20 protein-coding genes and 1 tRNA gene are annotated in these 23,324 nt (G+C 44.0%); 2 read left to right on the top strand and 19 right to left on the bottom strand.

Annotated features, from left to right (window positions below; translation table 11 throughout):
- Positions 1–15: 15 nt before the first annotated feature.
- A complete protein-coding gene (locus ACRBG0_RS14215; RefSeq protein WP_431487531.1) occupies positions 16–717 on the top strand; it encodes a hypothetical protein in 702 nt (233 codons plus the stop codon).
- A gap of 342 nt (positions 718–1,059) precedes the next feature.
- Here the strand turns inward: ACRBG0_RS14215 and ACRBG0_RS14220 are convergent, their stop codons facing one another.
- From ACRBG0_RS14220 to hisIE, 5 genes are all read right to left on the bottom strand, one after another.
- A complete protein-coding gene (locus ACRBG0_RS14220) occupies positions 1,060–2,511 on the bottom strand; it encodes an O-antigen ligase family protein (protein ID WP_431487532.1) in 1,452 nt (483 codons plus the stop codon).
- A 48-nt stretch (positions 2,512–2,559) separates the two neighbouring features.
- Complete coding sequence (locus tag ACRBG0_RS14225; protein WP_431487533.1) at positions 2,560–3,702, bottom strand: Wzz/FepE/Etk N-terminal domain-containing protein; 1,143 nt, start codon at positions 3,700–3,702, stop codon at positions 2,560–2,562.
- A 76-nt stretch (positions 3,703–3,778) separates the two neighbouring features.
- Positions 3,779–5,227, bottom strand: a complete 1,449-nt coding sequence (locus ACRBG0_RS14230) for a polysaccharide biosynthesis C-terminal domain-containing protein (protein WP_431487534.1) — start codon at positions 5,225–5,227, stop codon at positions 3,779–3,781.
- A 57-nt stretch (positions 5,228–5,284) separates the two neighbouring features.
- Positions 5,285–5,806 carry a methylated-DNA--[protein]-cysteine S-methyltransferase gene (locus ACRBG0_RS14235; RefSeq protein ID WP_431487535.1) on the bottom strand — a complete coding sequence of 174 codons (522 nt, stop codon included), beginning with the start codon at positions 5,804–5,806 and terminating at the stop codon, positions 5,285–5,287.
- A gap of 67 nt (positions 5,807–5,873) precedes the next feature.
- On the bottom strand, positions 5,874–6,479 hold the full coding sequence (gene hisIE, locus ACRBG0_RS14240; protein ID WP_431487536.1) for a bifunctional phosphoribosyl-AMP cyclohydrolase/phosphoribosyl-ATP diphosphatase HisIE: 606 nt from the start codon (positions 6,477–6,479) through the stop codon (positions 5,874–5,876).
- Positions 6,480–6,608: 129 nt separating this feature from the next.
- Here hisIE and ACRBG0_RS14245 point away from each other — a divergent pair, with 129 nt between their 5' ends.
- On the top strand, positions 6,609–7,055 hold the full coding sequence (locus tag ACRBG0_RS14245; RefSeq protein WP_431487537.1) for a hypothetical protein: 447 nt from the start codon (positions 6,609–6,611) through the stop codon (positions 7,053–7,055).
- Here ACRBG0_RS14245 and hisF read toward each other — a convergent pair.
- The 14 genes from hisF to ACRBG0_RS14315 form a co-directional block, all read right to left on the bottom strand.
- Positions 7,052–7,807, bottom strand: a complete 756-nt coding sequence (hisF, locus tag ACRBG0_RS14250; protein ID WP_431487538.1) for an imidazole glycerol phosphate synthase subunit HisF — start codon at positions 7,805–7,807, stop codon at positions 7,052–7,054. The genes ACRBG0_RS14245 and hisF overlap by 4 nt on opposite strands.
- Positions 7,808–7,810: 3 nt before the next feature.
- The gene (gene hisA, locus ACRBG0_RS14255; RefSeq protein WP_431487539.1) at positions 7,811–8,521 is read right to left on the bottom strand and encodes a 1-(5-phosphoribosyl)-5-[(5-phosphoribosylamino)methylideneamino]imidazole-4-carboxamide isomerase; all 711 of its coding nucleotides are present in this window, start codon (positions 8,519–8,521) and stop codon (positions 7,811–7,813) included.
- 4 nt (positions 8,522–8,525) lie between these two features.
- Positions 8,526–9,128: an imidazole glycerol phosphate synthase subunit HisH gene (hisH, locus tag ACRBG0_RS14260; RefSeq protein WP_431487540.1), complete on the bottom strand. Its 603-nt coding sequence runs from the start codon at positions 9,126–9,128 to the stop codon at positions 8,526–8,528.
- A 1-nt stretch (position 9,129) separates the two neighbouring features.
- Entirely contained in the window at positions 9,130–10,266 is a 1,137-nt protein-coding gene (gene hisB, locus ACRBG0_RS14265) for a bifunctional histidinol-phosphatase/imidazoleglycerol-phosphate dehydratase HisB (RefSeq protein ID WP_431487541.1), read from the bottom strand.
- 209 nt (positions 10,267–10,475) lie between these two features.
- Positions 10,476–11,522 (bottom strand): histidinol-phosphate transaminase, encoded by a 1,047-nt coding sequence (gene hisC, locus ACRBG0_RS14270; protein WP_431487542.1) that lies wholly within the window; start codon positions 11,520–11,522, stop codon positions 10,476–10,478.
- Between the two features lie 4 nt (positions 11,523–11,526).
- Complete coding sequence (gene hisD, locus ACRBG0_RS14275; RefSeq protein WP_431487543.1) at positions 11,527–12,813, bottom strand: histidinol dehydrogenase; 1,287 nt, start codon at positions 12,811–12,813, stop codon at positions 11,527–11,529.
- Positions 12,814–13,069: 256 nt separating this feature from the next.
- Positions 13,070–13,930: an ATP phosphoribosyltransferase gene (hisG, locus tag ACRBG0_RS14280; protein WP_431487544.1), complete on the bottom strand. Its 861-nt coding sequence runs from the start codon at positions 13,928–13,930 to the stop codon at positions 13,070–13,072.
- Between the two features lie 239 nt (positions 13,931–14,169).
- Positions 14,170–14,242 (bottom strand) — tRNA-Phe (locus tag ACRBG0_RS14285).
- Between the two features lie 505 nt (positions 14,243–14,747).
- On the bottom strand, positions 14,748–15,632 hold the full coding sequence (locus ACRBG0_RS14290; protein ID WP_431487545.1) for a TraB/GumN family protein: 885 nt from the start codon (positions 15,630–15,632) through the stop codon (positions 14,748–14,750).
- The gene (locus ACRBG0_RS14295) at positions 15,629–17,137 is read right to left on the bottom strand and encodes a S41 family peptidase (protein ID WP_431487546.1); all 1,509 of its coding nucleotides are present in this window, start codon (positions 17,135–17,137) and stop codon (positions 15,629–15,631) included. Before ACRBG0_RS14295 ends, ACRBG0_RS14290 begins: the two co-directional genes overlap by 4 nt.
- Before the next feature lie 235 nt (positions 17,138–17,372).
- Complete coding sequence (locus tag ACRBG0_RS14300) at positions 17,373–18,125, bottom strand: hypothetical protein (protein ID WP_431487547.1); 753 nt, start codon at positions 18,123–18,125, stop codon at positions 17,373–17,375.
- Positions 18,126–18,215: 90 nt separating this feature from the next.
- Positions 18,216–21,779 carry a T9SS type A sorting domain-containing protein gene (locus ACRBG0_RS14305; RefSeq protein WP_431487548.1) on the bottom strand — a complete coding sequence of 1,188 codons (3,564 nt, stop codon included), beginning with the start codon at positions 21,777–21,779 and terminating at the stop codon, positions 18,216–18,218.
- Between the two features lie 89 nt (positions 21,780–21,868).
- Positions 21,869–22,192 carry a hypothetical protein gene (locus tag ACRBG0_RS14310; RefSeq protein ID WP_431487549.1) on the bottom strand — a complete coding sequence of 108 codons (324 nt, stop codon included), beginning with the start codon at positions 22,190–22,192 and terminating at the stop codon, positions 21,869–21,871.
- 54 nt (positions 22,193–22,246) lie between these two features.
- Entirely contained in the window at positions 22,247–22,915 is a 669-nt protein-coding gene (locus tag ACRBG0_RS14315; RefSeq protein WP_431487550.1) for a hypothetical protein, read from the bottom strand.
- Positions 22,916–23,324 lie beyond the last annotated feature (409 nt).

Consider the following 23,324-nt stretch of genomic DNA (forward strand, 5'->3'; position numbering starts at 1 on the left):
TTTATCTGGTTGCTTATGTCCGTTTCTTCCGAAGTTGTTACAATGAGTTTGCTGCGCTATGAAAGCATAGCCTCGCGCTGGTGGGCTTTTTCACAGATGGGTATTGGTGGTTGGTACCTGAAAAACATTCCTGGCCTCAAGCTACTCAAGCTACTAGGTAGTGGAGCTGGTAATGGCTTCAGTATCCGGCCAAACTTTGGCGTTTATGCGGTACTCGCCGTTTGGGAAAACGAAAGCGCTGCGCAGGCTTTCTTCACCCAACATCCCTGGTGGCAACGCGCCTTGAAGAAATCTACGGAGCGCTGTACTTTTTATCTAAAACCCGCCGTAGTACATGGCGAGTGGGGCGGTCAGCAACCTTTTACCATCACTACTGACTATGACATCAAAGCGCCGGTGGCCGTCATCACCCGAGCGACGATCAAAACACGACATTTGATCGGCTTTTGGCGTTATGTGCCGAGTGTGAGTGCCCACGTCAAGGGGCGTCCCGGTCAGCGGTTAAGTATCGGCGTGGGCGAGTGGCCGCTATTTATGCAGGCAACATTCAGCATTTGGGAAAGCTCACAGGCGATGATGGACTATGCCTACCAAAATACCTTTCACAAAGAAGTCATCCAGAAAACCCGCGAACTGGGCTGGTACAAGGAGGAGTTGTTTGCTCGTTTTTTGCCGTATAAAATGGAGGGGGCTTGGGGGGAATTTGGACCACTATAAAGCCCCAAGTTACGTCTAGTGCGAACATTTAGTTCCGAAGGCACTAGCAATTTTAGGCACCCAACTGGCCTAGCGATGTGCAGTAGCTGCCCCGGCAGGGGCAGGCCCTTTGAGGGCCGAGCGGATAGCGAGCTACGCAACGTAGCGCCCGAAGGGAGGCCCCGCAAGAAAAGACAGTGCATGATTAATTGTATTATACCCGTTACTAAGTGGTTTGGGACATTTCCACTTAGTAACGGGTATATCTTCAAAAAACTAAACAACCATTAGGATACAGCGACGTAGATGCAATCTTAATGTCGAACAGGGATGTAATCTAATCTACGCCGAACGAAGTCGCATCTACTTTTGCCTTTGCAGGAACAAATCCTGGTTAATCAGTAAAGCCAGATTGATAAAAAAGAACGAGCCTACTTTGTCGGTTTCTATCAAATCATTGATCAAGAGGAAGGCTGTGATGATAGTCATCGACAATAAAGCCGTCAGGGCGATACTTTGCCGCTCAGGATATGCGGCTAATGCGTGGTAGAGGTTTTCGGCACGAAGAAAGAAAACGACCAATAATGCGAGAAAGATCAGGAGGCCGGGTAAACCCTGTTCTACCAGGGTCATAAAAAAATAGCTATGGATACCTGATTGCTCGGGGTTGTCGCTGACGTAGGTCTGGAAACTGGTGACCGCGAAAGGTTTGTAGAAATTGATAAAGTTGCCAGGGCCCCAGCCCAAAAGAGGGCGTTCTGGGGCCATGTGACCCGCTGCTACCCAACGATAGACCCGCTCCATAGTGGAAATGTCTTCCATCTTGTAGGTGGCCTCGATCAGATTGTCAAAGCGTTCGTGGGATATTGTGCGATCGTAATTGGGGGCGAAATCGAGGTAGGTATTGTCCTGAACGATATATACTATACCCACCAGGGCAGCGATACCCGCGCCAATGAGTGCATACTTCATCAGGCGCCAGCGGACAATAAAATAGGTCCCTCCTGCAATTACTAGTGCAATATAAGCGGCACGCGTAAACGAAAGGTAAATAGCCGCCAATACCAGCAAGCTTGACCCTGCAAGCACAACCCACTGCCAGCTCCACTGGCGATAACGCAGTAGCATTAAGACCATAAAAGGAAAGAAAAGGGTAAGGGCCGCAGCGTAGTTGACATGATTGCGCTGAAAAGGGTGCATGATACTGTGGATGCCCTGAAAAGAGAAACCCAGGAGCGCGTGACGAACAACAATGATGGAAACCATCATGATGAATGGCCAGAAGAAAATCCAGAAGAATTTTCGAAAATCTGCATCATTCCTGAGGAGATAGGCACTGAGCAAGAAAAAGGTTACTACGTACCACAACTTGGCCAACAGGAACTTTAATGACACAATAAACAAGTCGGAAGTTATTGTGGTGGTGGCTAGCCAAGCCAAATGCAGCAGTAGCAATAAGGTAAGCGGATGCCTGAGCAAATCGGTAGAAAGCTGCTTGAGGTTGCGGAGCATAAACAGGCCAAAAAGCAACATGAGGCCTACAATCAGCGGTTCTGTTGGCAGGTCGGTGCCCAAGCCATTGGGGAGCTGAATTTCGGTAGAGATGGGAATGCAAGCAATGAGCAGCCAATAAAGCGGCTTGAAATCGACAATAGCCAGGTAAATCACCAGCAATATTGCGGGAATGCCCGCCAGCACGTAATAACCACTAGCCGCAGCTACAAATACAGACAACAGCACCAATACCACAAAGCCCAGCACTATGCCATGGCCGGTGGGTAAATTGGCAATTTGTTGTCTAAATTTGGTATACATTACTTTTTATTGCGCAGAAAATAAAACACGATTTTCTTGTGCTGTTTCTTATTCTCCTTGGTAAACTGCTTTCCAATCGACATCGCTATATGCTTCGAAAAGGAGGATACCGATCAAGGTGAAAAGGAAAGTAACAAACACCGCTCCAAGGACGATCAGCGTGCGAAAAGGCCGAGACTTGACTTGTGGCCGCGCAGCATCTTCTACCACGATCATGGCGGGAATATCTGAGCTATAGGTCGCTTGGTACTGCTTCAGTTTTTCTTTGTCTTCACTGAGGCTGGTATTCGCTTCCTGGTACTGGCGGGTATAAAGTAATACTTGGGACAAACCGTCATTAAAGCGATCAAGCTTGAGGTTTAACTTGGAAAACTCCTCTTCTAAACCTGCTGCTTTTATTTCGTAAACACCAATAGAATCACGGAATCGGCCGCCCCGCTCCTGAAACGCAATGAGTTTGGCGCGCGTGCTATTGAGTTTATTCTCCGTTGTGGATGCTAATGCGGTAAGGCTTTCTGACTGTGCCTCTGTATTGTAAATACCGTAACGCTTGCGTAGTGCTTGTAAGGTATCGCTGAGCACCGCCAGTTGTTCTTCTTTGCTGGAAACATTGTTTACAAATGTAGCGATCGCGCGTTGCTGGGTCGACTTAATGAGCGATTGCCCCAATTGATTGATTTTATCGCGAGCCGTGCGGGCAATCGTCGCAGCCAATTCAGGATCCTGATCCTCTATACTCAACTGGATCGCGTCGCGCTTGGTTTTTGTGATATCATAAAGCCCCAGAAAATGGCGTCTTACGTAGAACTGTCCTTTGGGGCTGTCCTCGTCGATATCGTAATGCTCATACAAGCGAAATGTATCTACCAAGTAGTCGATCAGTTCGTTCGACTCACTGATGGTCAGCATGCGGTCGATATCGCTTTCATTGCCATACAATTCGGGTGCGAGTGCTCCATCACCAAACAACAACTCTGGCGTAGCTTGGTCTGGGCTAGTAGCAAAGAAAACCGTATTCGCCTGGTAATAGACCGGCAACAGCAATACGATAGCTGCACTACCAATACCGGCAAGCAGGCAGGCAGTTACAATCACTTTTTTCCAACGAAAAAGCGTGCGGATAACGTCCACCAAATCGGTTTTCGGCGTTGTCGGCAGGTTATTAGAAACCTTGTCTTTTTGAGCAGTCATAGGCAAAGACTTGCGATTTTTTTGCAAAAGTAGAAAAAGCCTTGGGCTTTGGTGCATTGAAGCTCATCTTTCAGGCTTACTGAGGCCGCAACCACGACCACCAACTTTTTAAATCAAGAAGCTTTAAGGCGAACGCTCCTAGTATGCCCGCACATATACAGGTACTGAATTTAACGAACAAAGGTACAGATAGCAAGTGAGTGTTTAGGTAATACCCCAGCGCTACCAGCAAACCAGACAGCAGTATCAACCTCAGTAACAAGGCCGGCGCGAAGGGTAACTGCAAAAGGTGTTTGGCTAAAGCCAACTGGGCCAAAAAGGTCAGCGACTGGGTAATAAAGGTAGCTTGCGCAGCGCCCAGCGCCCCATAACGGGGGATAAGCAACAGGTTGAGTGTGATGTTTATGAATATCCCAGCGACAAACACCCAATTCATTAGGCGCAAACTGGCATTGGCCGTCAGTAAGGTGCCATAAACGTAGCCTCCACTCATGGGAATAAACGTAAGCATAAGCCATTGTAAAATAGCTCCTGAATAACCATCACCATTCGTATACAAGCGGGTCATAATCGGAACGGCAAACCAAATAACACTAATAGATAAACTGATCGCACCTGTCCACATCGTACTAATGGCCAATCGCGTAAGCGGCACAATACTCGTTGCTGTTTTTAACTGACGGGCAAACATGGGCAAGAGTAAGCCTGCCAAGAGATAACCTGCAATATTACTGGCATCTAAAAGCCGGAATGCTGATGCATAACGATCTGCCTCAACAGCTCCGTTGGGTAACAGTTTCTCAATCATAACCGCATCCAGGCGGGTATAAGCGGTCATCAAAAATACCACCAAGGCATACGGGGCGCTCTGCCGTAGCAAGCTTTGCACCTGTGCCCCCCGCCAACGGAGTCGCAGCTGCCCCAGCCGAGGACGCAAGTACCAAAGCAGCAGAAAGATTGTGATCACGTAAGCCCCTGTTTGAGCCAACACAAACCAAATGATCGTAAAATGAGTGCGCAATCCAGGCCCCCAAAGCAATACCCCGGCAATGATGACCAACAGGCTTTTGTCTAACACAGAGGCCCAACTATCCAAACGGTAAAGCCCCAAACCTGCCAGGTTTGAACGCAGAAAAAGGACCAACGTTTGTAAAAATTGATTGACACAGATGATGAGCAATAAAACCCACACGCCTGTTGATCGAAAACCCCACCAGTACCCTAGAAGAACAGTAATGACGGTGAAAGCGGCACCTAGCAACAGTTTGATCGTTAAAAGGTGCGGGAAATATTTTTGCAATAAATGCCGTGATTGCGAGAGGTTGCGGGCATTAAAATTTTGAAGCCCAAAATCAGAGATGATCTGAAAGATAAACGCGAAGTTGAACAAGGTAAAATACAAACCGTATTCCCCTTCCGGCAGAAGATTCTGAACCGTACGGTCAATGCCAAAGAGGTAGAAGGATTTTACTACCAAGTTCAGCACAACAATCAATACGGCGTTCCCGGCAAATTCTCGATTCATTTACTTACTTGATACCAAGTTAATATTACCTCTCCTGATCGAAAGGTAAACCTCACATTAAAAGAGGCTCCCTTGTCGGGCAAAGCTAAGGGGATTTTCTAACTCCAAAAGTCTCCGCTTGAAGTCGAGGCCATAAAAATAGCCCTGTAATTGGCCGTTTTTGGCAATCACCCGATGACAAGGCACGATGATGGCGATGGGGTTGTTGCGGTTGGCTTGGCCTACGGCCCGAATAGCCTTGGGGTCGCCCATTCTTTCGGCTATCGACAAATAAGAGGTGGTACGACCGTAGGGGATCTTTACCAATTGTTGCCAAACGGCTTGATGAAAATCGGTATATCCGGAAAAATCAAGGGGCAAATCAAACACCTCTCGCTGCTGCTTAAAATATTGATCCAGTTGCTTTACTGCTTCTTTCAATTCACGAGGAATTGGTCCGGCAGGGCAGGGTTTGGTACTCACCAAACTCACAGACCGTAGCCCCTTAGGGCTTCCTACCAAGCGAAAACAGCCAAAGGGCGAGAGATAGTGCGCCTCTACCTGCCCTGGCACTGCTATTTCATTTTTTTCCTTACCCATCAACTTCGTTTTGTATGTCGCTAATTTAGAGCTTATTGGGGGATTATCAAATAGGACACACACTCCTCTACTTATGCCGCTCTCGCAAAATAGCCATTACTTCCTCCCAGTTATATCCTTTTGCGGCCAACAACACCAAATAATGATACATCAGATCTGCTGCTTCGTTGAGGAAAAGATTCTTGTCGTCGTCTTTGGCTTCAATAACAAGTTCTACGGCTTCTTCCCCTACTTTTTGGGCAACCTTATTGATTCCTTTCTTAAAAAGAGAACTGGTATAGGATTCGTCATTGGGGTTATCCCTACGATCTTGAATCACTTTTTCCAAGTAAGGAACAAATGAGCCTTTGTTTTCTGTACCAAAGCAGGTGCCGGTTCCTTTATGGCAAGTAGGCCCTTTAGGCACAACAAGTGCCAGCAGCGTATCCTGGTCACAGTCGAGTTGTAGATCAACCAGTTCAAGAAAATTACCGGAAGTTTCGCCTTTTGTCCACAAGCGATTTTTGCTGCGACTAAAAAAGGTCACTCGTTTTTCAGCAAGTGTTTTCTCAACGGCAACTTGATCCATATACCCTAACATCAAGACTACTTGTGTATTAGCATCTTGAACAACGACAGGTATCAACCCTTCACCTTTTTGAAAATCTATGTCTGAAATCAAAAAATTACGCATTACTTGTTACCTTTAGAAAGATTAAACAATGAAGAGTGTCAATGAGAATAGGCCATAGGCATCCCTACGGGACAAATCAAACCTTCTCTGACACAAACGAAAAACCACTTTTTCACCTAAACTTTAACGATGGATATTGACAACATTCTTGACGACACCGGCAACCCGGGCTCAGAATTAATTATTACAGACGCTATTCGCAGTTTTCTTGCCGAATCTGCCCGTTGGGGTAAATTCATTGCCATTATTGGCTTTGTTTTTATTGGCTTAGGCGTTCTCATGATGCTCTTTGGCGGTGGTGCAATGATTGCCGGCGGTATGGCTGGCATGGGAGGAATTATGATTTTGGTATATGTTATTGCACTTGGCATTAGCCTTATTCCGATTTACTACTTGTACAATTTCGCTACGAAAATGCAAGTAGCTCTTCGTGACGACAACCAAGTATTTCTCCGTGATGCTTTTGAGAATCACAAATCAATGTTTAAATTTTACGGCATCCTCATGGCGATTATGCTTGGATTTTATGCCTTGATGTTCCTCATCGGTATCATTGGTGGGCTTGCGTCTTTCTAAACCCTTACCGGAATACGTTTTCCTTGCAGGTAACTTTTTAACTGCGGAATAGGTATTTCCCCGAAGTGAAAAATACTGGCGGCTAGTCCGGCATCGGCCTGGCCGCTAGTAAACACTTCTGCAAAGTGTTCCATACTCCCTGCTCCTCCCGAAGCAATTACTGGAATCTGTACCAGTTCGGCAATTCTTGCTGTAGCTTCATTAGCAAACCCCGCTTTAGTACCATCATGGTCCATGCTGGTAAACATAATTTCTCCAGCACCACGATTCTCCGCTTCTTTTACCCAATCAAAGAGTTTCATCTCCGTTGCTATCCGGCCACCATTGAGGTGTACATACCATTCGTCGCCTACCTGCTTTGCATCTACAGCTAGTACGACAAACTGGCTACCAAAGTCTCTCGCCAACTCACTGATGAGTTCGGGCCGGCGCACGGCAGCAGAATTAATAGAGACTTTATCAGCGCCGGCATCCAGCAACACGCCTACATCATCAACCGACCGAATACCTCCACCCACGGTAAAAGGTATCTTGAGGTGCCGGGCAATCTTACGCGCTAGCGCCGCTAATGTCTTGCGTTTTTCGTGGGTCGCAGTAATATCCAAAAACACCAGTTCATCCGCTCCTTCTTCGCTGTAGCGGGCGCCCAGCTCTACCGGATCACCAGCATCACGCAACTGGACAAAATTGACTCCTTTCACCGTACGCCCGTCTTTGATGTCCAGGCAGGGGATAATTCGTTTTGCTAGCATTGGTTATCTCATTAAATCTTCCAAAGAAATCCGCCCCTCGTAAATCGCTTTTCCGATAATGGCGCCAAAGCACCCCATCTCTCGCAATTCCTCTACTTCGTCTATTTCCGTCACACCGCCGCTGGCAATTAGTTGCAAATCTGGAAATTCTGTCGTGATTTGCTTATAAAGATCCTTGGCAGAACCGGCTAAAAGGCCATCCTTGGAAACATCGGTACAAATGGCATAACGCACCCCCGCCGCCAGGTAACGCTCAAGAAAAGGAAGTAACTCTTCCTGGCTTTCTTCTTGCCACCCACTGACAGCAATTTTTCCGTTTTTAACATCAGCGCCCAAAATGATACGTTCAGGCCCAAAGCGCTCCAACCACGATAGAAACAGGTCAGGGTCTTTTACTGCTACCGTTCCTCCGGTAACCTGTTGAGCACCACATTCAAAAGCAATACGTAGGTCATCGTCTTTCTTGAGGCCACCACCAAAATCAATGTGCAGGTTGGTTTTGCTAGCAATCCGTTCCAACACCTTATAGTTAACGATCTGCTTGGCTCGAGCACCGTCGAGGTCCACCAAGTGAAGGCGGGTCACCCCGGCATCAGCAAAGGCTTTTGCGACCTCCAATGGGTCTTCGTTATAGACTTTTTTCTGGTTATAGTCACCCTGAGTGAGGCGAACACATTTGCCATCAATAATGTCGATTGCAGGAATAATATACATAGACTTATTCTTGTGCTGTTTTTTCTAAAAAATCAAGTAAAATACGCTCGCCCACACTCCCCGACTTCTCGGGGTGAAACTGGGTGGCGTAAAAATTATCCTTTTGTAGCACGGCACTAAAAGGATGAATATGGTCGGTTTCGGCTACCGTGTAAGGGCCTAACTCTACGTAATAACTATGTACGAAATAGGCATGCTGACCTTCTAATTCAGCGCTCAGCCAACTATTTTCGTGCAAACGTAGTGTATTCCACCCCATGTGAGGTACTTTCTCTCCCTGCTGTGGCAGAAAACGCTTCACCGCCTGAGGAATGATTCCTAAACAAGGGGTATGACCGTCTTCTTCTGAATAATCACAAAGCAACTGCATCCCAAGACACACACCCAGTACGGGTTGTGTTAGACTAGGTATTAGTTTATCCAAGCCTTTTTCCCGAAGAAAGGCCATTGTTGTTCCTGCTGCGCCAACCCCTGGAAAAATCACCTTGTCGGCAGCGCGGATTACCTCATGGTCGGAGGTCAGCTGTGCCTCATGGCCAATGCGCTCCATGGCATAAAGTACCGAGCGTACATTTCCGGCGTTGTAGTCAATGATTGCAATTTTCATCTTACAGTATTCCTTTGGTGCTCGGCAATTGGGCATCACGCGCATCGCGACGTTTGGCCATTTTTATGGCTTTCGCCAAAGCTTTAAATGTCGCTTCGATTTTGTGATGCTCGTTGTCCCCTTCTACCTTTATGTTCAAATTACAACGGGCAGCATCCGAGAAGGATTTAAAAAAGTGGAAAAACATTTCCGTCGGCATATCACCAATTTTCTCACGCTTGTATTCGGCGTCCCAAACGATCCAGGGGCGGCCACCAAAATCTATGGCAACCTGGGCCAGCACATCATCCATCGGAAGGTGAAAACCGTAACGCTCTATGCCTATTTTGTTGCCTAATGCTTGTGCGAAAGCTTCCCCAAGCGCGAGGGCGGTATCTTCGATGGTATGGTGCTCATCGATGTGCAGGTCTCCCTTTACTGTCACATTAAGATCGCAACCTGAGTGACGAGACAATTGATCCAACATGTGATCGAAAAACCCGAGGCCTGTATCCATTTTACCCTGGCCGGTACCATCCAAACGGAGTTCTATCAAAATATCCGTTTCCTTCGTTTGGCGATGTACACGAGCTTCACGGCCACCAAGTTTCAGCAAAGCGTAGATGTCAGCCCAGCTGGTGGAGGTGAGTGCAATAGTGCTTTCGAGTTGCTCTAGTTGCTCGCGCTGTAACTCATCCGCACCTAGCTCCGGCGCATTGTTCATCCAGATGCCTTTAGCGCCCAAGTTTTTCGCAAGCTGCATATCAGTCAGGCGATCTCCTGCAACGAAGCTATTCTCCAAGTCATAATCACCTTCCAGATACTTTGTGAGCAATGCCGTGCCAGGCTTCCGGGTAGGCTTATTGTCTTTGGCAAAAGTGCGATCAATGATGATTTCAGAAAAAGTAATGCCTTCTCCCGCAAGGGTATCAACGATCATATTCTGAGCAGGCCAAAAGGTATCTTCCGGAAAGCTGTCCGTCCCCAAACCATCTTGGTTAGTAACCATTACGAGTTCGTAATCCAACTCCCTAGCAATGCGCCCCAGGTATTGAAATACCTCTGGATAAAAGACGACTTTTGATAAAGCATCTACTTGGTAATCTTCTGGCTCCAAATTGAGGGTACCATCACGATCAAGAAAGAGTATTTTTTGCATGGTTACTTTGTTTTCAAACATAGGGTAATCAAAAACGCATCCTATTATTTAGTCTCTTAAAGGAGGATGGGCCACGGATTTAACGGATCAGGCGGATTTTCGCGGATCTAAAATCTGTGTAAATCCTGTTTCGTCCGTCAAATCCGTGTTCCATCCTTTTAATAAAGATTACTATATTTTAGACATTCTTCTCAACATAGAAAGACTGTCTACTGTGAATAAGCCAACAAGGCTCGAAACAACCTCTCATTTTCTTCTGGCGTTCCCACCGTAAAACGCAAGCATCCCTCGCAGAGGTACTGCCGTGAACGATCGCGAACGATGATTCCTTTGCTCATCAGGTAATTGTAAATACCTTGTGGGTCGTTCACTTTGGCCAAGATGAAATTTGCACTGGAAGGGTAGATACGTTCTACAAATTCCAAGCCGCTGAGGTATTGTTGCAACAAGGTGCGCTGGCCCAGTAAAACGACAACCTGCTGTGCCTGTTCTTCCTGCTTTTCCAAAGCGTCGAGGGCAGCCTGTTGCGTAAGTCTATTCACGTTATAGGGAGGCTTCACGGCATTGAGTAAGGCTATTATTCCCGGTGAAGCAAAAGCCATTCCCAGTCGAATTCCCGCTAGCCCCCAAGCTTTGGAAAAGGTCTGCATAACCACTAAGTTACGATAGCGTTCCAACCAACCGATATATGTATCTCGCCCGGCAAAATCGACGTAAGCTTCATCGATAACGACAACACCTGGAAACTCCTTCAGTAGTTGTTCGATATCACTGGCGGGAAAATCGTTGCCGCTGGGATTGTTGGGCGTACAGAGCCAAAGAATTTTCGTTTTTTCGTTGGCTGCAGCCAAAATAGCGGGCACATCCGGCACGAAACGTTTCTTAAGCGGTACGGTTACCACACCTACATTGTTAATATCTGCGCTTACTTGGTACATGCCATAGGTCGGTGGCAGAATGATGACTTCGTCTTGCCCAGGTTCACAAAAAATGCGAAACAACAGGTCGATAACCTCGTCGCTGCCATTACCCAGCATAATCTGGTTGACGGGGATACCTTTTAGCGCTTCCAGCTTCGCCTTTACTGCTGCTGCACCGGGGTCAGGGTAGCGATTGAGGCCCGTTTCGTAGGGATTCTCATTGGCATCCAGATAAATATCGGCAGTGCCCTTAAATTCATCACGCGCCGAAGAGTAGGGTTTCAGCGCGGCGATATTCGGGCGCACCCACTGTTTAAGATCAAATTTTCGAGACATGGGATCAAGAATTTAACTTTGCTAAACGAATGCTCACTGCGCGTTGGTGAGCTACAAGGGATTCTGCCGTTGCCATTGTTTCTACCGTAGGGCCAATGTTTTGCAAACCCTCTTTGGTCAATTGCTGGTAAGTAATTTTCCTTACAAAAGCATCCAAAGATACTCCGCTGTATGCCCGGGCAAAACCATTGGTGGGCAAGGTATGATTGGTACCACTGGCATAATCGCCAACCGACTCCGGCGTATAGTGCCCCATAAATACAGAACCAGCATTGATGACGCCAGCTGCCAATTCCTCTGGATTATCTACCGATAAGATCAGGTGCTCCGGTGCATACACATTGATCAACGTTATAGCTTCTTCTGGTGTAGAAACCACCAGTGCAGAACTGTTTTTCAAGCTCGCTGCAGCAAATTCTCGGCGAGGCAAGTTCGCAAGTTGTTCCTCTGTCGCCTTTATGACGCGCCTGGCCATCTGCGCTGAATAGGTGACCAGTACCACTTGGCTATCGGCACCATGTTCGGCCTGACTCAGTAGATCTGCCGCCACAAAATCGGGATCGGCGGTCTCGTCGGCGACGACCATCACTTCAGAGGGACCGGCAGGCATATCAATGGCTACTCCCAATCTGCTTACCAATTGCTTGGCAACGGTCACGTAGGCATTTCCAGGGCCGAATATCTTATAGGTCGCCGGAATACTTTCCGTGCCGTGGGCCATGGCCGCGATGGCTTGGGCACCGCCTACCCGAAAGATACGTTCAACACCAGCTAATTGGGCTGCGTAAAGAATAGCGGGATGTACCGTGCCATCCTTTTGTGGTGGCGTACACAAAACAATCTCTTTGCACCCTGCCAACTGCGCCGGTACCGCTAGCATAAGAACGGTTGAAAACAAAGGCGCCGTACCGCCAGGAATGTACAAGCCCACCCGTTCGATGCCTACACTCTTGCGCCAGCAACGAACGCCCGGCATGGTTTCTATCACCAAAGGAGTTTCCTGCTGGGCCGCGTGAAACTGTGAGATATTGCTTTTTGCCGTTTGAATCGCAGTGCGCAATTCTACAGGCAATTGTTCTGCGGCCAGTGCTATTTCTTCTTTACTTACCGCCAACTCCGCCAGGCGAACGCCATCAAACTTGGCCGTAAAATCCAGCAAGGCATCGTCACCCCGTGTAGCTACTTCCTGGAGGATCGCATTGACTGGCGCTTCGAGCTGGGCCAAATCCAGCGCTGGGCGCGCCAGGATTTCTGGCCACTTTTCGGGATCACTATGAAGATAGAGTTGCATAAGTATAGTGAGATTTGATTATAAAAGTGCATCCTTATTATTGCGCAGAAAATAAAATGCAATCCTATTTTCATGCTGTTCTTCAGTGAGCTGAACAATATCAAATCTCACTGTGCAAAGTAAAAAATAACGGGTACTTGGTAAGTCTCAACGTCTCGGGTTTTCAAATCCCTATACCTTGCACCAAGTACCTAATACGATGAGGCTTGACTGCGAAAATGCTACGCTAGGGTATACGCTAAAGCGAGCCTCGTCACTAAAGAATCATCTTCTGAATCGGGACAATCAAAATCCCCTCAGCACCTTTGTCCTTGAGGGAATCAATAATATCCCAAAAGCGGTCTTCTGAAATAACGGTATGGATCGAGCTCCAGCCACTTTGCGCAAGCGGCATAACGGTAGGGCTCTTCATGCCGGGAAGTACGTTAATGATATCTTGCACCGCTTCATCACGGGCATTCATCAGAAGGTATTTGTTTTTGCGGGCCGTAAGCACCGACTGGATACGGAACACCAATTTATCCAGAATCTGCTGTAGTTCGGGATCTAAATCTTCGTTTTGTACGATACAAGCCTGCGACTTGAACATCACTTCCTGCTCTACCAGGTTATTCTTAAAGAGCGTGCTACCGGTACTCACCAAATCACAAATGGCATCGGCCAGACCAATATTCGGAGCGATCTCCACCGAACCGGATATTTCGTGAATTTCGGCAGTAACATTATTGCTTTTAAGATACTGGCGGAGTGAATTGGGGTAAGAGGTAGCAATGCGCTTGCCTGCTAGCCACTGAGGCCCGGAATAGTCTGTCTGTCGAGGAGTGGCAATAGATAGACGGCATTTAGAGAACCCCAACTGTAGCGCCTCTTTAATATTTTTTTCTTTTTCGAGCACCGTGTTTTGCCCAATGATTCCGATATCCGCTACACCATCTTGCACATACTGAGGAATATCGCCATTACGGAGATACAACACATCGATTGGAAAGTTACGCGCTGAAGCTTTCAGCTGATTGCGGCCATTATCAATACTGATGCCACATTCTTTGAGTAATTTGAGCGAATCATCGAGTAATCGCCCGGATTTTTGAACAGCTACTTTGAGTCGATTGGCCATTTTGGGGGTATTTTATGGTTTGGAACAGAATTTCCCCGTTTGTGTTGGAGGCCAGATGACTTATTTCCGTCAAAACTTTGACTTAGGGAAATAAAAAAAGGCCTTCCGCGACTAACGGAAGACCTTTTCATTGTGTGTTAATTCAGTAATTATGCACCCATCAGATCACCATTCGCCGCAAAAGCAAAGCCTGAATGATGATGATGTACAAAAGTTACGTTCATAATTGCTGAAAGAAGTGGTGTGGGGCGGAATCGAACCGCCGACACATGGATTTTCAGTCCATTGCTCTACCAACTGAGCTACCGCACCAACCTATAAGAGTACCTTTCTTTAAAAGGCGAGGCAAATCTAGGACATATTTTATTAGGAGGCAAGTTGTACAGTACTTTTTTACAAATTTTCTTTTCAAAGGCCATAACCATGTAATAGTTTATCCTCGCAATCAAAGCTTTAGGTAACGGAAGCTGTGAAAAGAAAAAATACATTCGTCGCTTTAGCATAAGGCAAATACCTTTTTAGCAGCTCAAAATGGGGCTGAAAGCTGATTTATTTTAGTCCAACGCTACAATGGCCTTCTGTCTCCAATTGCCCCCTCTGCTAATACGTCCTCCACAATCCATCTTTCTCACCGTCTTTATATTGGTTCAACGCCGAGATTTTCCCAACTTCTAAGGTTGAATTTGGTGCGGCAGTCAGACTTCCTTCTCGAGTTATTTCTCCTTTCCCGCTCACACAATTATTAGGAGTAAGAATATTACACCTGGCAATATCGTGGAGGTATTATTGAATATAATTTTGATAGTTGTCAGTCGTTTCATTTTACGTCAATTGGAGCTATTTCATACCCCAATGCTCTTAATTTGCTTATTAATCCACACTCAAACATTAAATGACTTAGTCCGACGGCTACAAAACAGCTTTTTGAAGTAAAATGATCTTGTATTTGAATCATCCACTTCTCATTTCGATCTGATAACACCAAAGTATTCTGGCAAGGTTCATTCAGCCGGAAATCAAAGTCCATTTTCCGGTACCATTCAATTTCAGCACAATGGTCATTAGACTCCGATTGGATTCTGTTTATCATACTTCCGAGCCTCCTTTTATGTACCTTCCGAGGCATCCCTTTCAAGTCGTTGTTGATTAATAAAATCTGCTCCTCAGTCGTTTCAAGTCCAACTACCTCTATCTGATTTTGCTCAGCTACCATCCCGATATAATCATCAAGAGAGAAATAATTAGCCTTTGAGTCCTTTTTGATACAAACTTTTTCTTTGTAGTGCCTACTTAAAAAAGCATATAATTCAGCCGGCGTCATTTTATCGAACTCCAAATTACTCGGTGAAAAAAGAGCTTGGATATAGGAATAGTTTTCTTTGTCTAAATACTTGTTCCACTTTGTAGTAGATGTTCTTTTATTGATAATATCTTCTGCTAAATGTCCCGGAATATTAAGGTTCTCCTTAATCAGGATTTTCGATGACAAAAGAGCCTCTTTTGCAAACTGTAATGAATCAAAAAAAGGTTTCCCGAAAGCGTGGTGGGTGCCAAACAGATAAGATTCATATTGGCTATCAGGATGTGTCACCTTATACAAAACAGTCGTTGTCTCCAGCGTATCACTAATCCCCTCTACCTTGGAAAATCCAAAATTCCCAAAAGAAATTAAGACTAAAAAAGTAATCACGATTTTTTTCATTTCTCTTTTATCAGGTTTAAAACAAATTCCATTTGCGTGTCTTTGTTGTCTAAAAAATCTTCAAAAGTTTGTAAAACCTCATAGTCAGGGATAACTCCTCTATTATAGAATTGGTTTGCCTTTACAGGTACATCCTGCGCTATGTTGTCAATGGAAAACTCGGTAACAATCTTTGATCTTGGTAAAACGTAACCAAAAGGAGTATGTCCATTATGACCATAATATCCGCCCATTGTTTCTTCACCAATTGAAGTGGTATTATCATTTCCTGCTACCAACGCAGCAAAAAGGCTCCCTGCCGAGGCAACCCTTGGGCTTATCAAAAGATAAATATTCCCTTTAAAAGCATTGTCGTTGGGTTGTCGTATTTTCATTTCATTAGACGCTTTGCTTATATAGAACCTCCCATCCTCTTCCCTTGGAAATCTTTTTTGAAAATCACGATTGAATTTGCCAACACCTAGCGGTCGGAGTATTCTAGGAAACGGGGAATCATAATACTTGAGCAATGGAACCTTGTTAAAGCTAATCCAAGCCTGCTTGCTTTCTTGAAACGTTCTATTGGTTAGGTACGAATACGTTACTACATCATTAGGGTCGTCGCCACCGCCATTGTTCCTCACATCTACAATCAAATTTTCTAATTCGCTTTTTTTAATAGCGATAAAAATGCTGTCCAGCCATGCTTTGTATTCCAGGTGTTCTTCTGATTCTTCATTGCCCATACCAAATGTATTGAGGGTAAGAAGTCCTGTATGCTCATCTATTTGTTTGTAGGCATACCTTTCCTTTTCCTGGATCGTTTTGAATTGAAGTTTGTCAAACGGACGGGAGTGTCTTTTTCTGAACTTAACACGATAGTCTGAATACCTGACACTCGTTGTTCTTAATGTTTCTTCGATATCCGAGTTGGGTGCTATGAACGAAATTTCGAAAGTATCTTTTAAACCATAATGGTACCTGTAGTACCTGCTAAAAGCACTACTTATCCCTATTCGTTTTCCTGTTGTATTTACGCCGTCGGTGGTATAGTATTTGTGTAGATTTACTATTACTTCCGAGATTGGCACATCGTTTATTGCTGTAATTTCTGCTCCCAAAGGCAGGTCCCCGTCTTTGTAATTAACAAGCCATCTTCCTTCTATCCACTTTAGGGGGTAGGGAAAGTAGCCACCCTCTTCCGACAGTATACTTTTCAGGTACTTCTGGGGCAAAGAAGTATTGTTATGCAGGCTTCCTTCAAAATCAGTAAGGGTAGAGATTAAGTTGTAAAAACCGATATAGGTGGTAATATTTTGAATTTCATTGCCTGCCCATTCATATAAGCTATCAATTTGTTGCTTTGTACGGTATTTGTAGAGCCCTGAATTAGCTTTTTGCCTTATTTCTTTAAATACCTCTAAGTCTTTTTCCATCTTTTCTATTGAAAAAGGCTCATCAATAGATTGCCCAAAGACCGCGAATGATGAGGCTAAAAAAAAGAAAGCAATTGTAACTTTTGTCATTTTTGAGGTATTGTATTAATGGTTGCCACCACTGTTTTTCGGCATATACGAAGTTCGGAAATGTATTCTCTCAATATTCTTGCGTATCGATGATCCTCTTCAAGGAATCCAGCAAGTTGATAATCACTCAATTTCTTGACGCTAGATGGAACAGGGGCATCGAGTATTCTGTCATCTTTAAAGCCAGGCATTTAGGTTGTTTTCTTAGGTAATAAAACTGGAGAGCTGTATTCAGCTAGCACATCCAGAACTTCTGCTTATCGAAGTCAATTACAGAAGGCCCTCCAGTACAGCCGCCTATTTCTTCCGCATCAATCTCATCATGAGATCGGACAATGATCCACTCTCCTGTTCTATGACGAACAAGTATACCACTATCTAGTAATTCACCTTTTTCCGCTAACGGCAACTGGCTTCCGCCATCATATCGAACTTCTACGCTCCTATTCCTTATCGTAACTTCCACTTTATCTCCCATTGACTTTCCTTCCCATTCGGCGAAAGCGACATCGTAAATGTATACGCCATCTGGCGGCGGAATATTACTGATATCTTCAACTTGATCTATCGTCACTACTCCTATATACGACCCCATACCTGCTGACGAAATATCCACCTTGCTATTGTCCCCATCATTGATGTTCATTGGTTTTTGAATTTGAGCAATATCAATTACATCTACATAGCTTCTATGATTTGATCCATACCCAATAAACGCATAGGTATTTGGCTCCAAAGTGAATAGGACAGAGTGGGATAATGTATCAAATTCACATGAATGATCTACCATTTCGCCAAAATCACCAAAATCAACAGCCTGACCTTCATATATGGCAGATTTGATTTCTAAATTTTCAAAAGAATACGCATAACCTAGTCTTACGCTAAGGCTAGCATCTGTTGAGTTTACCAAATAGTAGGTCCCTGGAATGGAACAAGCGGGAAGTAGTTGACTGACTAAAATCAACAATAACAGTTGCTTCCTCATGCCAAAATATTGTTTTTATGCTTACGTAAAAAGACAGTCTTCCCCAACAACAACTTAGCTGAACTTTCGGCACTTTTCCGAAAATCCAGCTTACTTCCTAACAAACTTCAACATCTGGATACCGTCTTTAGACTTAACCTCCATAAAATACAGGCCTTCAACTAAATTTGAAACATCTAAAGAGATCATCTCACTATTCGGCATTAGTGTTTTACGCAATCTCCCATTGACATCATAAACCCGAATTAAATCGACTACATTTTCCGATCTAATTGTTAAAACGGAACTTACGGGGTTAGGATAAAACTTAACGGAATGCGTTCCAATATCAGACACTGACAATGGGATTACAATCTCGGTAGTTGCTGTATTCGTTATAATCGGCGGGTTGAAGTCGAAGTAAATATCAGCTTTATTAGAAAATATGTCGCCAACTACAACATTGCTCATTGGTTTGATTTTATAGGCTATAAACCCATGGGAACCCGGCTCGTTCGTAGTACTATCTGGTAAATTAATCGCATCGAATATGAAATCGACGTTGTTACCATCTATGATTTCAACTCTTCCTGCGTGGCTTAAACCTTCCAGTTGCAATGTTGACCAATCGAGTTTATCTTCTAAAATATTATTAACCCTTACATTTATCGCACTCGCTGTTCCTGTGTTTTGAAAACGAATAATATAATGCAAATACTTATCGGCTTCCTCTATTGTTATTTCTTCCCCCTCCAGGACGCGAATGTCATTGGGATCGTAAGAACCAATAACGGTTTGCGCTAAGCTAAAAACGTTGTCGTCTTCATTGTTTTCTCCTGCAAGTGGATTGACCGTTGCGATTACATTTAGTACATCGTCGATATTCGTTGTGGGTGGAGGTGATACACTGAATACTAAATCAATATACCGCGTCTCAAAAGGAATCAAGTCACTATAGCTAAACGTTAAGGTGTTTGCGGTTTGTGTAGCTATCGTTTCAGAAGCACTTAAAAAATTCACTTTAGTATCATCAAACTGGAAGTCAATGGTTCCTGTCAATGGCGTTGTACCATTGTTTTTATAGATCAACCGATACGATGTTTCAAACCCAGGTCTAGGGTCATCAAGGGATGGATAAACAACTATATTCAGATCATTGACCGTTTGATTGGCTTCTACACAAAAGTCGGAATAGCTAGTCGTGTTACTCAAGCCTGTAAAGTCAAAGGTATGGCTAGCTGGGTTGCTCGTATAATACGTTGGTAAAGCGGAAGAAATTACCGTTGTGAAAATTTCTTCATTAGCTTGTAGAGTATAACTTCCATCGGGCTGTGTAAACGTTGCGAAGGTATTATTGAAATTGTTCGACTGGATCAATAAGTTTGGAATCACGGCATCGGCCACATCACAACCGTCCGCATTGGCGTCTAAACGAACCACACCAGAAATGGTGTTGGTAAATAAGGTGCCTAAGTTTTCGAACCAAGCCACCTTGTCGTCATCATAAGACGAAGTGATTAAATCTACTTTCCCGTCTCCATTTATATCAGCCGAAGTGATGTGGTTGATTCTTCCTATTAAACTTGTAATCTCGATAGCATCGCCAAAATTGGCATCGCCATCATTTGGAAACCAGATAAACTTTTGTCCTTCTGAAGAATGGGCAATCATGTCCATATCGCCGTCACCATCCACGTCTAAACTGTAAATAGCATTTGGTTCTTGAGGAACCTCCGAGGTAACGATCTTATCTCCAAAAGTGCCTTGCCCGTCTTCATTAAGAAAATAGCCCACCTCATCGCCAGACCTGCTACCGAACAGTACATCATTATCACTGTCGCCATCAATGTCGGCCACAAAGATTGGGCTAGAAGACGGCATCGCATCAATAATAACATGCTTAACACTTAAGTCCCCAAGCCCATCAACATTTTCATGCCATATAATTTCACTACTGATGTAAGATGCTAAAACGTCGATATCATTATCGCCATCCATATCAGCAACTTGCAAGCTCGTTAGGTAGGAAAATCCGGGTTCAGAAAAGATAACGGGCGGTGCAAAGGTTCCATCTCCATTGTTTTTATACAATGCCAAGACGCTATTTTCTTGCCCACTGATCACATCCATGTCTCCGTCATTATCTACGTCTGCGTAGTTAATTCGCAAGATCATTTCCATCGTAGTTTCAAAAATGTGTTCTGTCGTAAAAGTACCTGTGCCGTCATTCTCAAACCAGATGAGTTGATGCTCGTCTGTTGTAGCATCCAAATAGGCCGATACCAAAACATCCAGATCCAAGTCGCCATCCAGATCTACCGCAAAAACATCCCTTGCCCCGTCTGTTGTTTTTGAAATTAGTTGCTGAATATTTGAAAAATCGCCTAGGCCATTGGTGTTTTCGTACCAAGCTACTTTATTATCGCCATGGGAAGAAGACACCAAGTCTAAATCACCATCTCCGTCTATGTCGCCATAATCAACATGATTAACAAAATAAGCATAAGATGACATCCTGAGTATACCTCCAAAATTGCCTAAACCATCTTGGTTTCTGAGCCAGGAAAATTCGTTTGAGGTATAATCCGTGAATAAAATATCTTGCGCTCCATCATTGTCTATATCTGAAATGGCAATACTGGTTATTGATAATATTTCGTCACTTACAATTTGCTCCATACCAAATGCACCACTCCCCAAATTCTTGTACCATGACATACCGTTTCTTCTAGAGTCAAAGGTCACGACATCTACCAAATTATCGTTATCTATATCTATAATTTCCAAGCTTTTTTGATCACCACTGGAAGAACCTGAAATAGAAGGCAGATTGAACAAGATTTGCCTATTGCTAAAAATGCCTAAGCCATCTGTATTTTCATACCAATGTACTTGGCGCGTTGTTCCGTTCTCAAAAAAGGTCACCACGTCATTATCACCATCACCGTCTATATCTCCTGCTTTGTGGTCGTTATTCAAGGAGAAGGTATTCATAGTTTCAAAAAACGAAAGCGTCCCATCGGCATTAAGCTTATAGGCCCTTAAATCATAGCCAAAATCAGCGATAATGTCCGAAATATCGTCGCCGTCTACATCAATCGTATAAAAGCCATCATTGGTCCCCAACAAGTAATTATCGGTAAATGTGGCTTGCCCATCGGTGTTTTCTAACCAGGAAATATTGTCATTACTACCATAGGCAATATCAATATCTCCATCATTATCCATATCCAGCACCTGTAAGTTCAAACGAATAAGAGACTCCGTACTAGCCAACACAATGGGCGCTGAAAAAGCTCCAAGACCATCGGTATTTTCAGCATAAAGTACATCATAAGAACTGTTGTCACCACGCGCGTAGATCACAACATCTAAATCATTATCACCATCAAAATCTGCTGCTGCAATATTACTGGCGTCTAAAAACTCAGTTGAAATGGGCCTTACCTTTTCAAAACCTCCTACTCCGTCGGTACTTCTTACCCAGGCGGCACTACTATAGCTAGCGACCAAAAGGTCCTTAAAGCCGTCGTTATCAATGTCAGCAGCTGTTATTGCCCTAGGATTGATAGTGCTGTAAAAGTTATCGATAACTACATTTTGTTCAAATGCAACTTGTGCACTGGCGCCAATACAGAAAGTGCACAGAAAAATGGTAAGGAATTTTGTTTTCATGGTTGGTTCTTTGGTTCTGTTACAAATGTAAGACTACTTATTGCTAAACGGAGTCACTGCATTTGTGCTACCGGTTTAGTAGACTTGTTCTAAAACATTGCTTTTATACTTACGTAAAAACAGGCTACCAAGGTGAGTATGCCTACAAGCCAATAATTTCTCTTTGGCAATACCTTATCAAAAGCATCCAATACATCATCACGGAAAACCACATTAGAATGATCATCATTCGCCATTTTCTTGACAATAACAACTATAGCAATAAGAGACACGAAGATGCTGATCATTAAATCCAGTATTGAAGGCATATAGATTATCAACCTTGATGTATTCTTCGCGAAATAGCCCCAACGTATCTTTTCTACGATGTTAATACCATTAATGATAAGCAATGCGTAGCTCCCCTTTCTCATCTCCTTTGATTGCTCATTACATTTTGGACAAAGCATCACTGCAACAGTAGAAAATCAATTTATTCTCCTTTTCCATTCTTGATCATCATAAATTTCAGTCAGCTCTAATACAATCGATTCTCCATCCGGAAAGTATCTCTCATACTTGACCATCCCAAGGCCTTTAGCGTAATAACTGTACTGATAATACTCATACTCGGCAGGCTCTCCCACCAGGCCAAACTTATAGGTCCCCTTGAACTTAAGGCAGTCATAATCTGCACCTAGTACATTCACTTTTGCCACACCTATGTATTCTCTTTCCTTTAAAAAGAATACTCGCTCTCCATTGTTTTCATATTCAATCGCATATTCGTACGGTCCATCTTTTTTCCATTTATAAATGTCCGTTTTTTGAATATCCCTATGCAGACGATCTCCCTTATCATCAAAATTAATGTAGCTAACTAAAACGGAACCTTCATGATTAAACGCTTCCTTAATTAATTCGAATTGAGTAAAATTAGCATCGTATGCTTCTGTAATCAGACTATTATGATCACTTGTCATTCTCCAATACTGGGTTCTTGTTGGATCTGCTTTACAAGAATACTCGTAAATACGAGGACGATCAGCATCGAAACTCGAATAATAGTACCCTTTATAAGTTTGGCAACCTGTGCCCATCATAATTATTAAAAACAGCAAACAGGTACTGAATTTATTAATGCTTACTCCTTGCATTCCCATGTTTTTTTTATGTTTTAGCGCTTGTTAAAGCTCCTCTACTGTTTCAAATTCAGCTCGATCCTCTTCCATTTGCTGGATATGTCTTTCTACGTGCTTACTCAAAAAATAAATATTCATAAACATGATTTTTTTCACCGTCATGGTTGTTTGATGCAAAAGACCCTCTCCGTTTTCAAGCTTCCCTAATTGGTTTTAGGCATCTATTTACTTGCAATTAGGTTTTCCTTACCTTGTCTAATTATCTCTTCACCCTAACCGATTTTGTATAAAAAAATTCCGACTTCCGCTTTTCAGTCAAAAAACGCGCCGTACTAAAAGTCGGGATGACTTTACTCAAGTTGAAGGAGAAAGAGGAAAGTTAATTCTTGACCAATGCCTATCCTACGGTTGGGACACATTTATG

Origin of the sequence: Lewinella sp. (genome assembly GCF_050633125.1) — a bacterium.
Taxonomy (GTDB): domain Bacteria; phylum Bacteroidota; class Bacteroidia; order Chitinophagales; family Saprospiraceae; genus Lewinella.

Coding starts and splice junctions, on each gene's coding strand:
- ACRBG0_RS14215 (WP_431487531.1), top strand. CDS start 16: ATGTCCGTTTCTTCCGAAGTTGTTACAATGAGTTTGCTGCGCTATGAA.
- ACRBG0_RS14220 (WP_431487532.1), bottom strand. CDS start 2,511: ATGTATACCAAATTTAGACAACAAATTGCCAATTTACCCACCGGCCAT.
- ACRBG0_RS14225 (WP_431487533.1), bottom strand. CDS start 3,702: ATGACTGCTCAAAAAGACAAGGTTTCTAATAACCTGCCGACAACGCCG.
- ACRBG0_RS14230 (WP_431487534.1), bottom strand. CDS start 5,227: ATGAATCGAGAATTTGCCGGGAACGCCGTATTGATTGTTGTGCTGAAC.
- ACRBG0_RS14235 (WP_431487535.1), bottom strand. CDS start 5,806: ATGGGTAAGGAAAAAAATGAAATAGCAGTGCCAGGGCAGGTAGAGGCG.
- hisIE (WP_431487536.1), bottom strand. CDS start 6,479: ATGCGTAATTTTTTGATTTCAGACATAGATTTTCAAAAAGGTGAAGGG.
- ACRBG0_RS14245 (WP_431487537.1), top strand. CDS start 6,609: ATGGATATTGACAACATTCTTGACGACACCGGCAACCCGGGCTCAGAA.
- hisF (WP_431487538.1), bottom strand. CDS start 7,807: ATGCTAGCAAAACGAATTATCCCCTGCCTGGACATCAAAGACGGGCGT.
- hisA (WP_431487539.1), bottom strand. CDS start 8,521: ATGTATATTATTCCTGCAATCGACATTATTGATGGCAAATGTGTTCGC.
- hisH (WP_431487540.1), bottom strand. CDS start 9,128: ATGAAAATTGCAATCATTGACTACAACGCCGGAAATGTACGCTCGGTA.
- hisB (WP_431487541.1), bottom strand. CDS start 10,266: ATGCAAAAAATACTCTTTCTTGATCGTGATGGTACCCTCAATTTGGAG.
- hisC (WP_431487542.1), bottom strand. CDS start 11,522: ATGTCTCGAAAATTTGATCTTAAACAGTGGGTGCGCCCGAATATCGCC.
- hisD (WP_431487543.1), bottom strand. CDS start 12,813: ATGCAACTCTATCTTCATAGTGATCCCGAAAAGTGGCCAGAAATCCTG.
- hisG (WP_431487544.1), bottom strand. CDS start 13,930: ATGGCCAATCGACTCAAAGTAGCTGTTCAAAAATCCGGGCGATTACTC.
- ACRBG0_RS14290 (WP_431487545.1), bottom strand. CDS start 15,632: ATGAAAAAAATCGTGATTACTTTTTTAGTCTTAATTTCTTTTGGGAAT.
- ACRBG0_RS14295 (WP_431487546.1), bottom strand. CDS start 17,137: ATGACAAAAGTTACAATTGCTTTCTTTTTTTTAGCCTCATCATTCGCG.
- ACRBG0_RS14300 (WP_431487547.1), bottom strand. CDS start 18,125: ATGAGGAAGCAACTGTTATTGTTGATTTTAGTCAGTCAACTACTTCCC.
- ACRBG0_RS14305 (WP_431487548.1), bottom strand. CDS start 21,779: ATGAAAACAAAATTCCTTACCATTTTTCTGTGCACTTTCTGTATTGGC.
- ACRBG0_RS14310 (WP_431487549.1), bottom strand. CDS start 22,192: ATGAGAAAGGGGAGCTACGCATTGCTTATCATTAATGGTATTAACATC.
- ACRBG0_RS14315 (WP_431487550.1), bottom strand. CDS start 22,915: ATGCAAGGAGTAAGCATTAATAAATTCAGTACCTGTTTGCTGTTTTTA.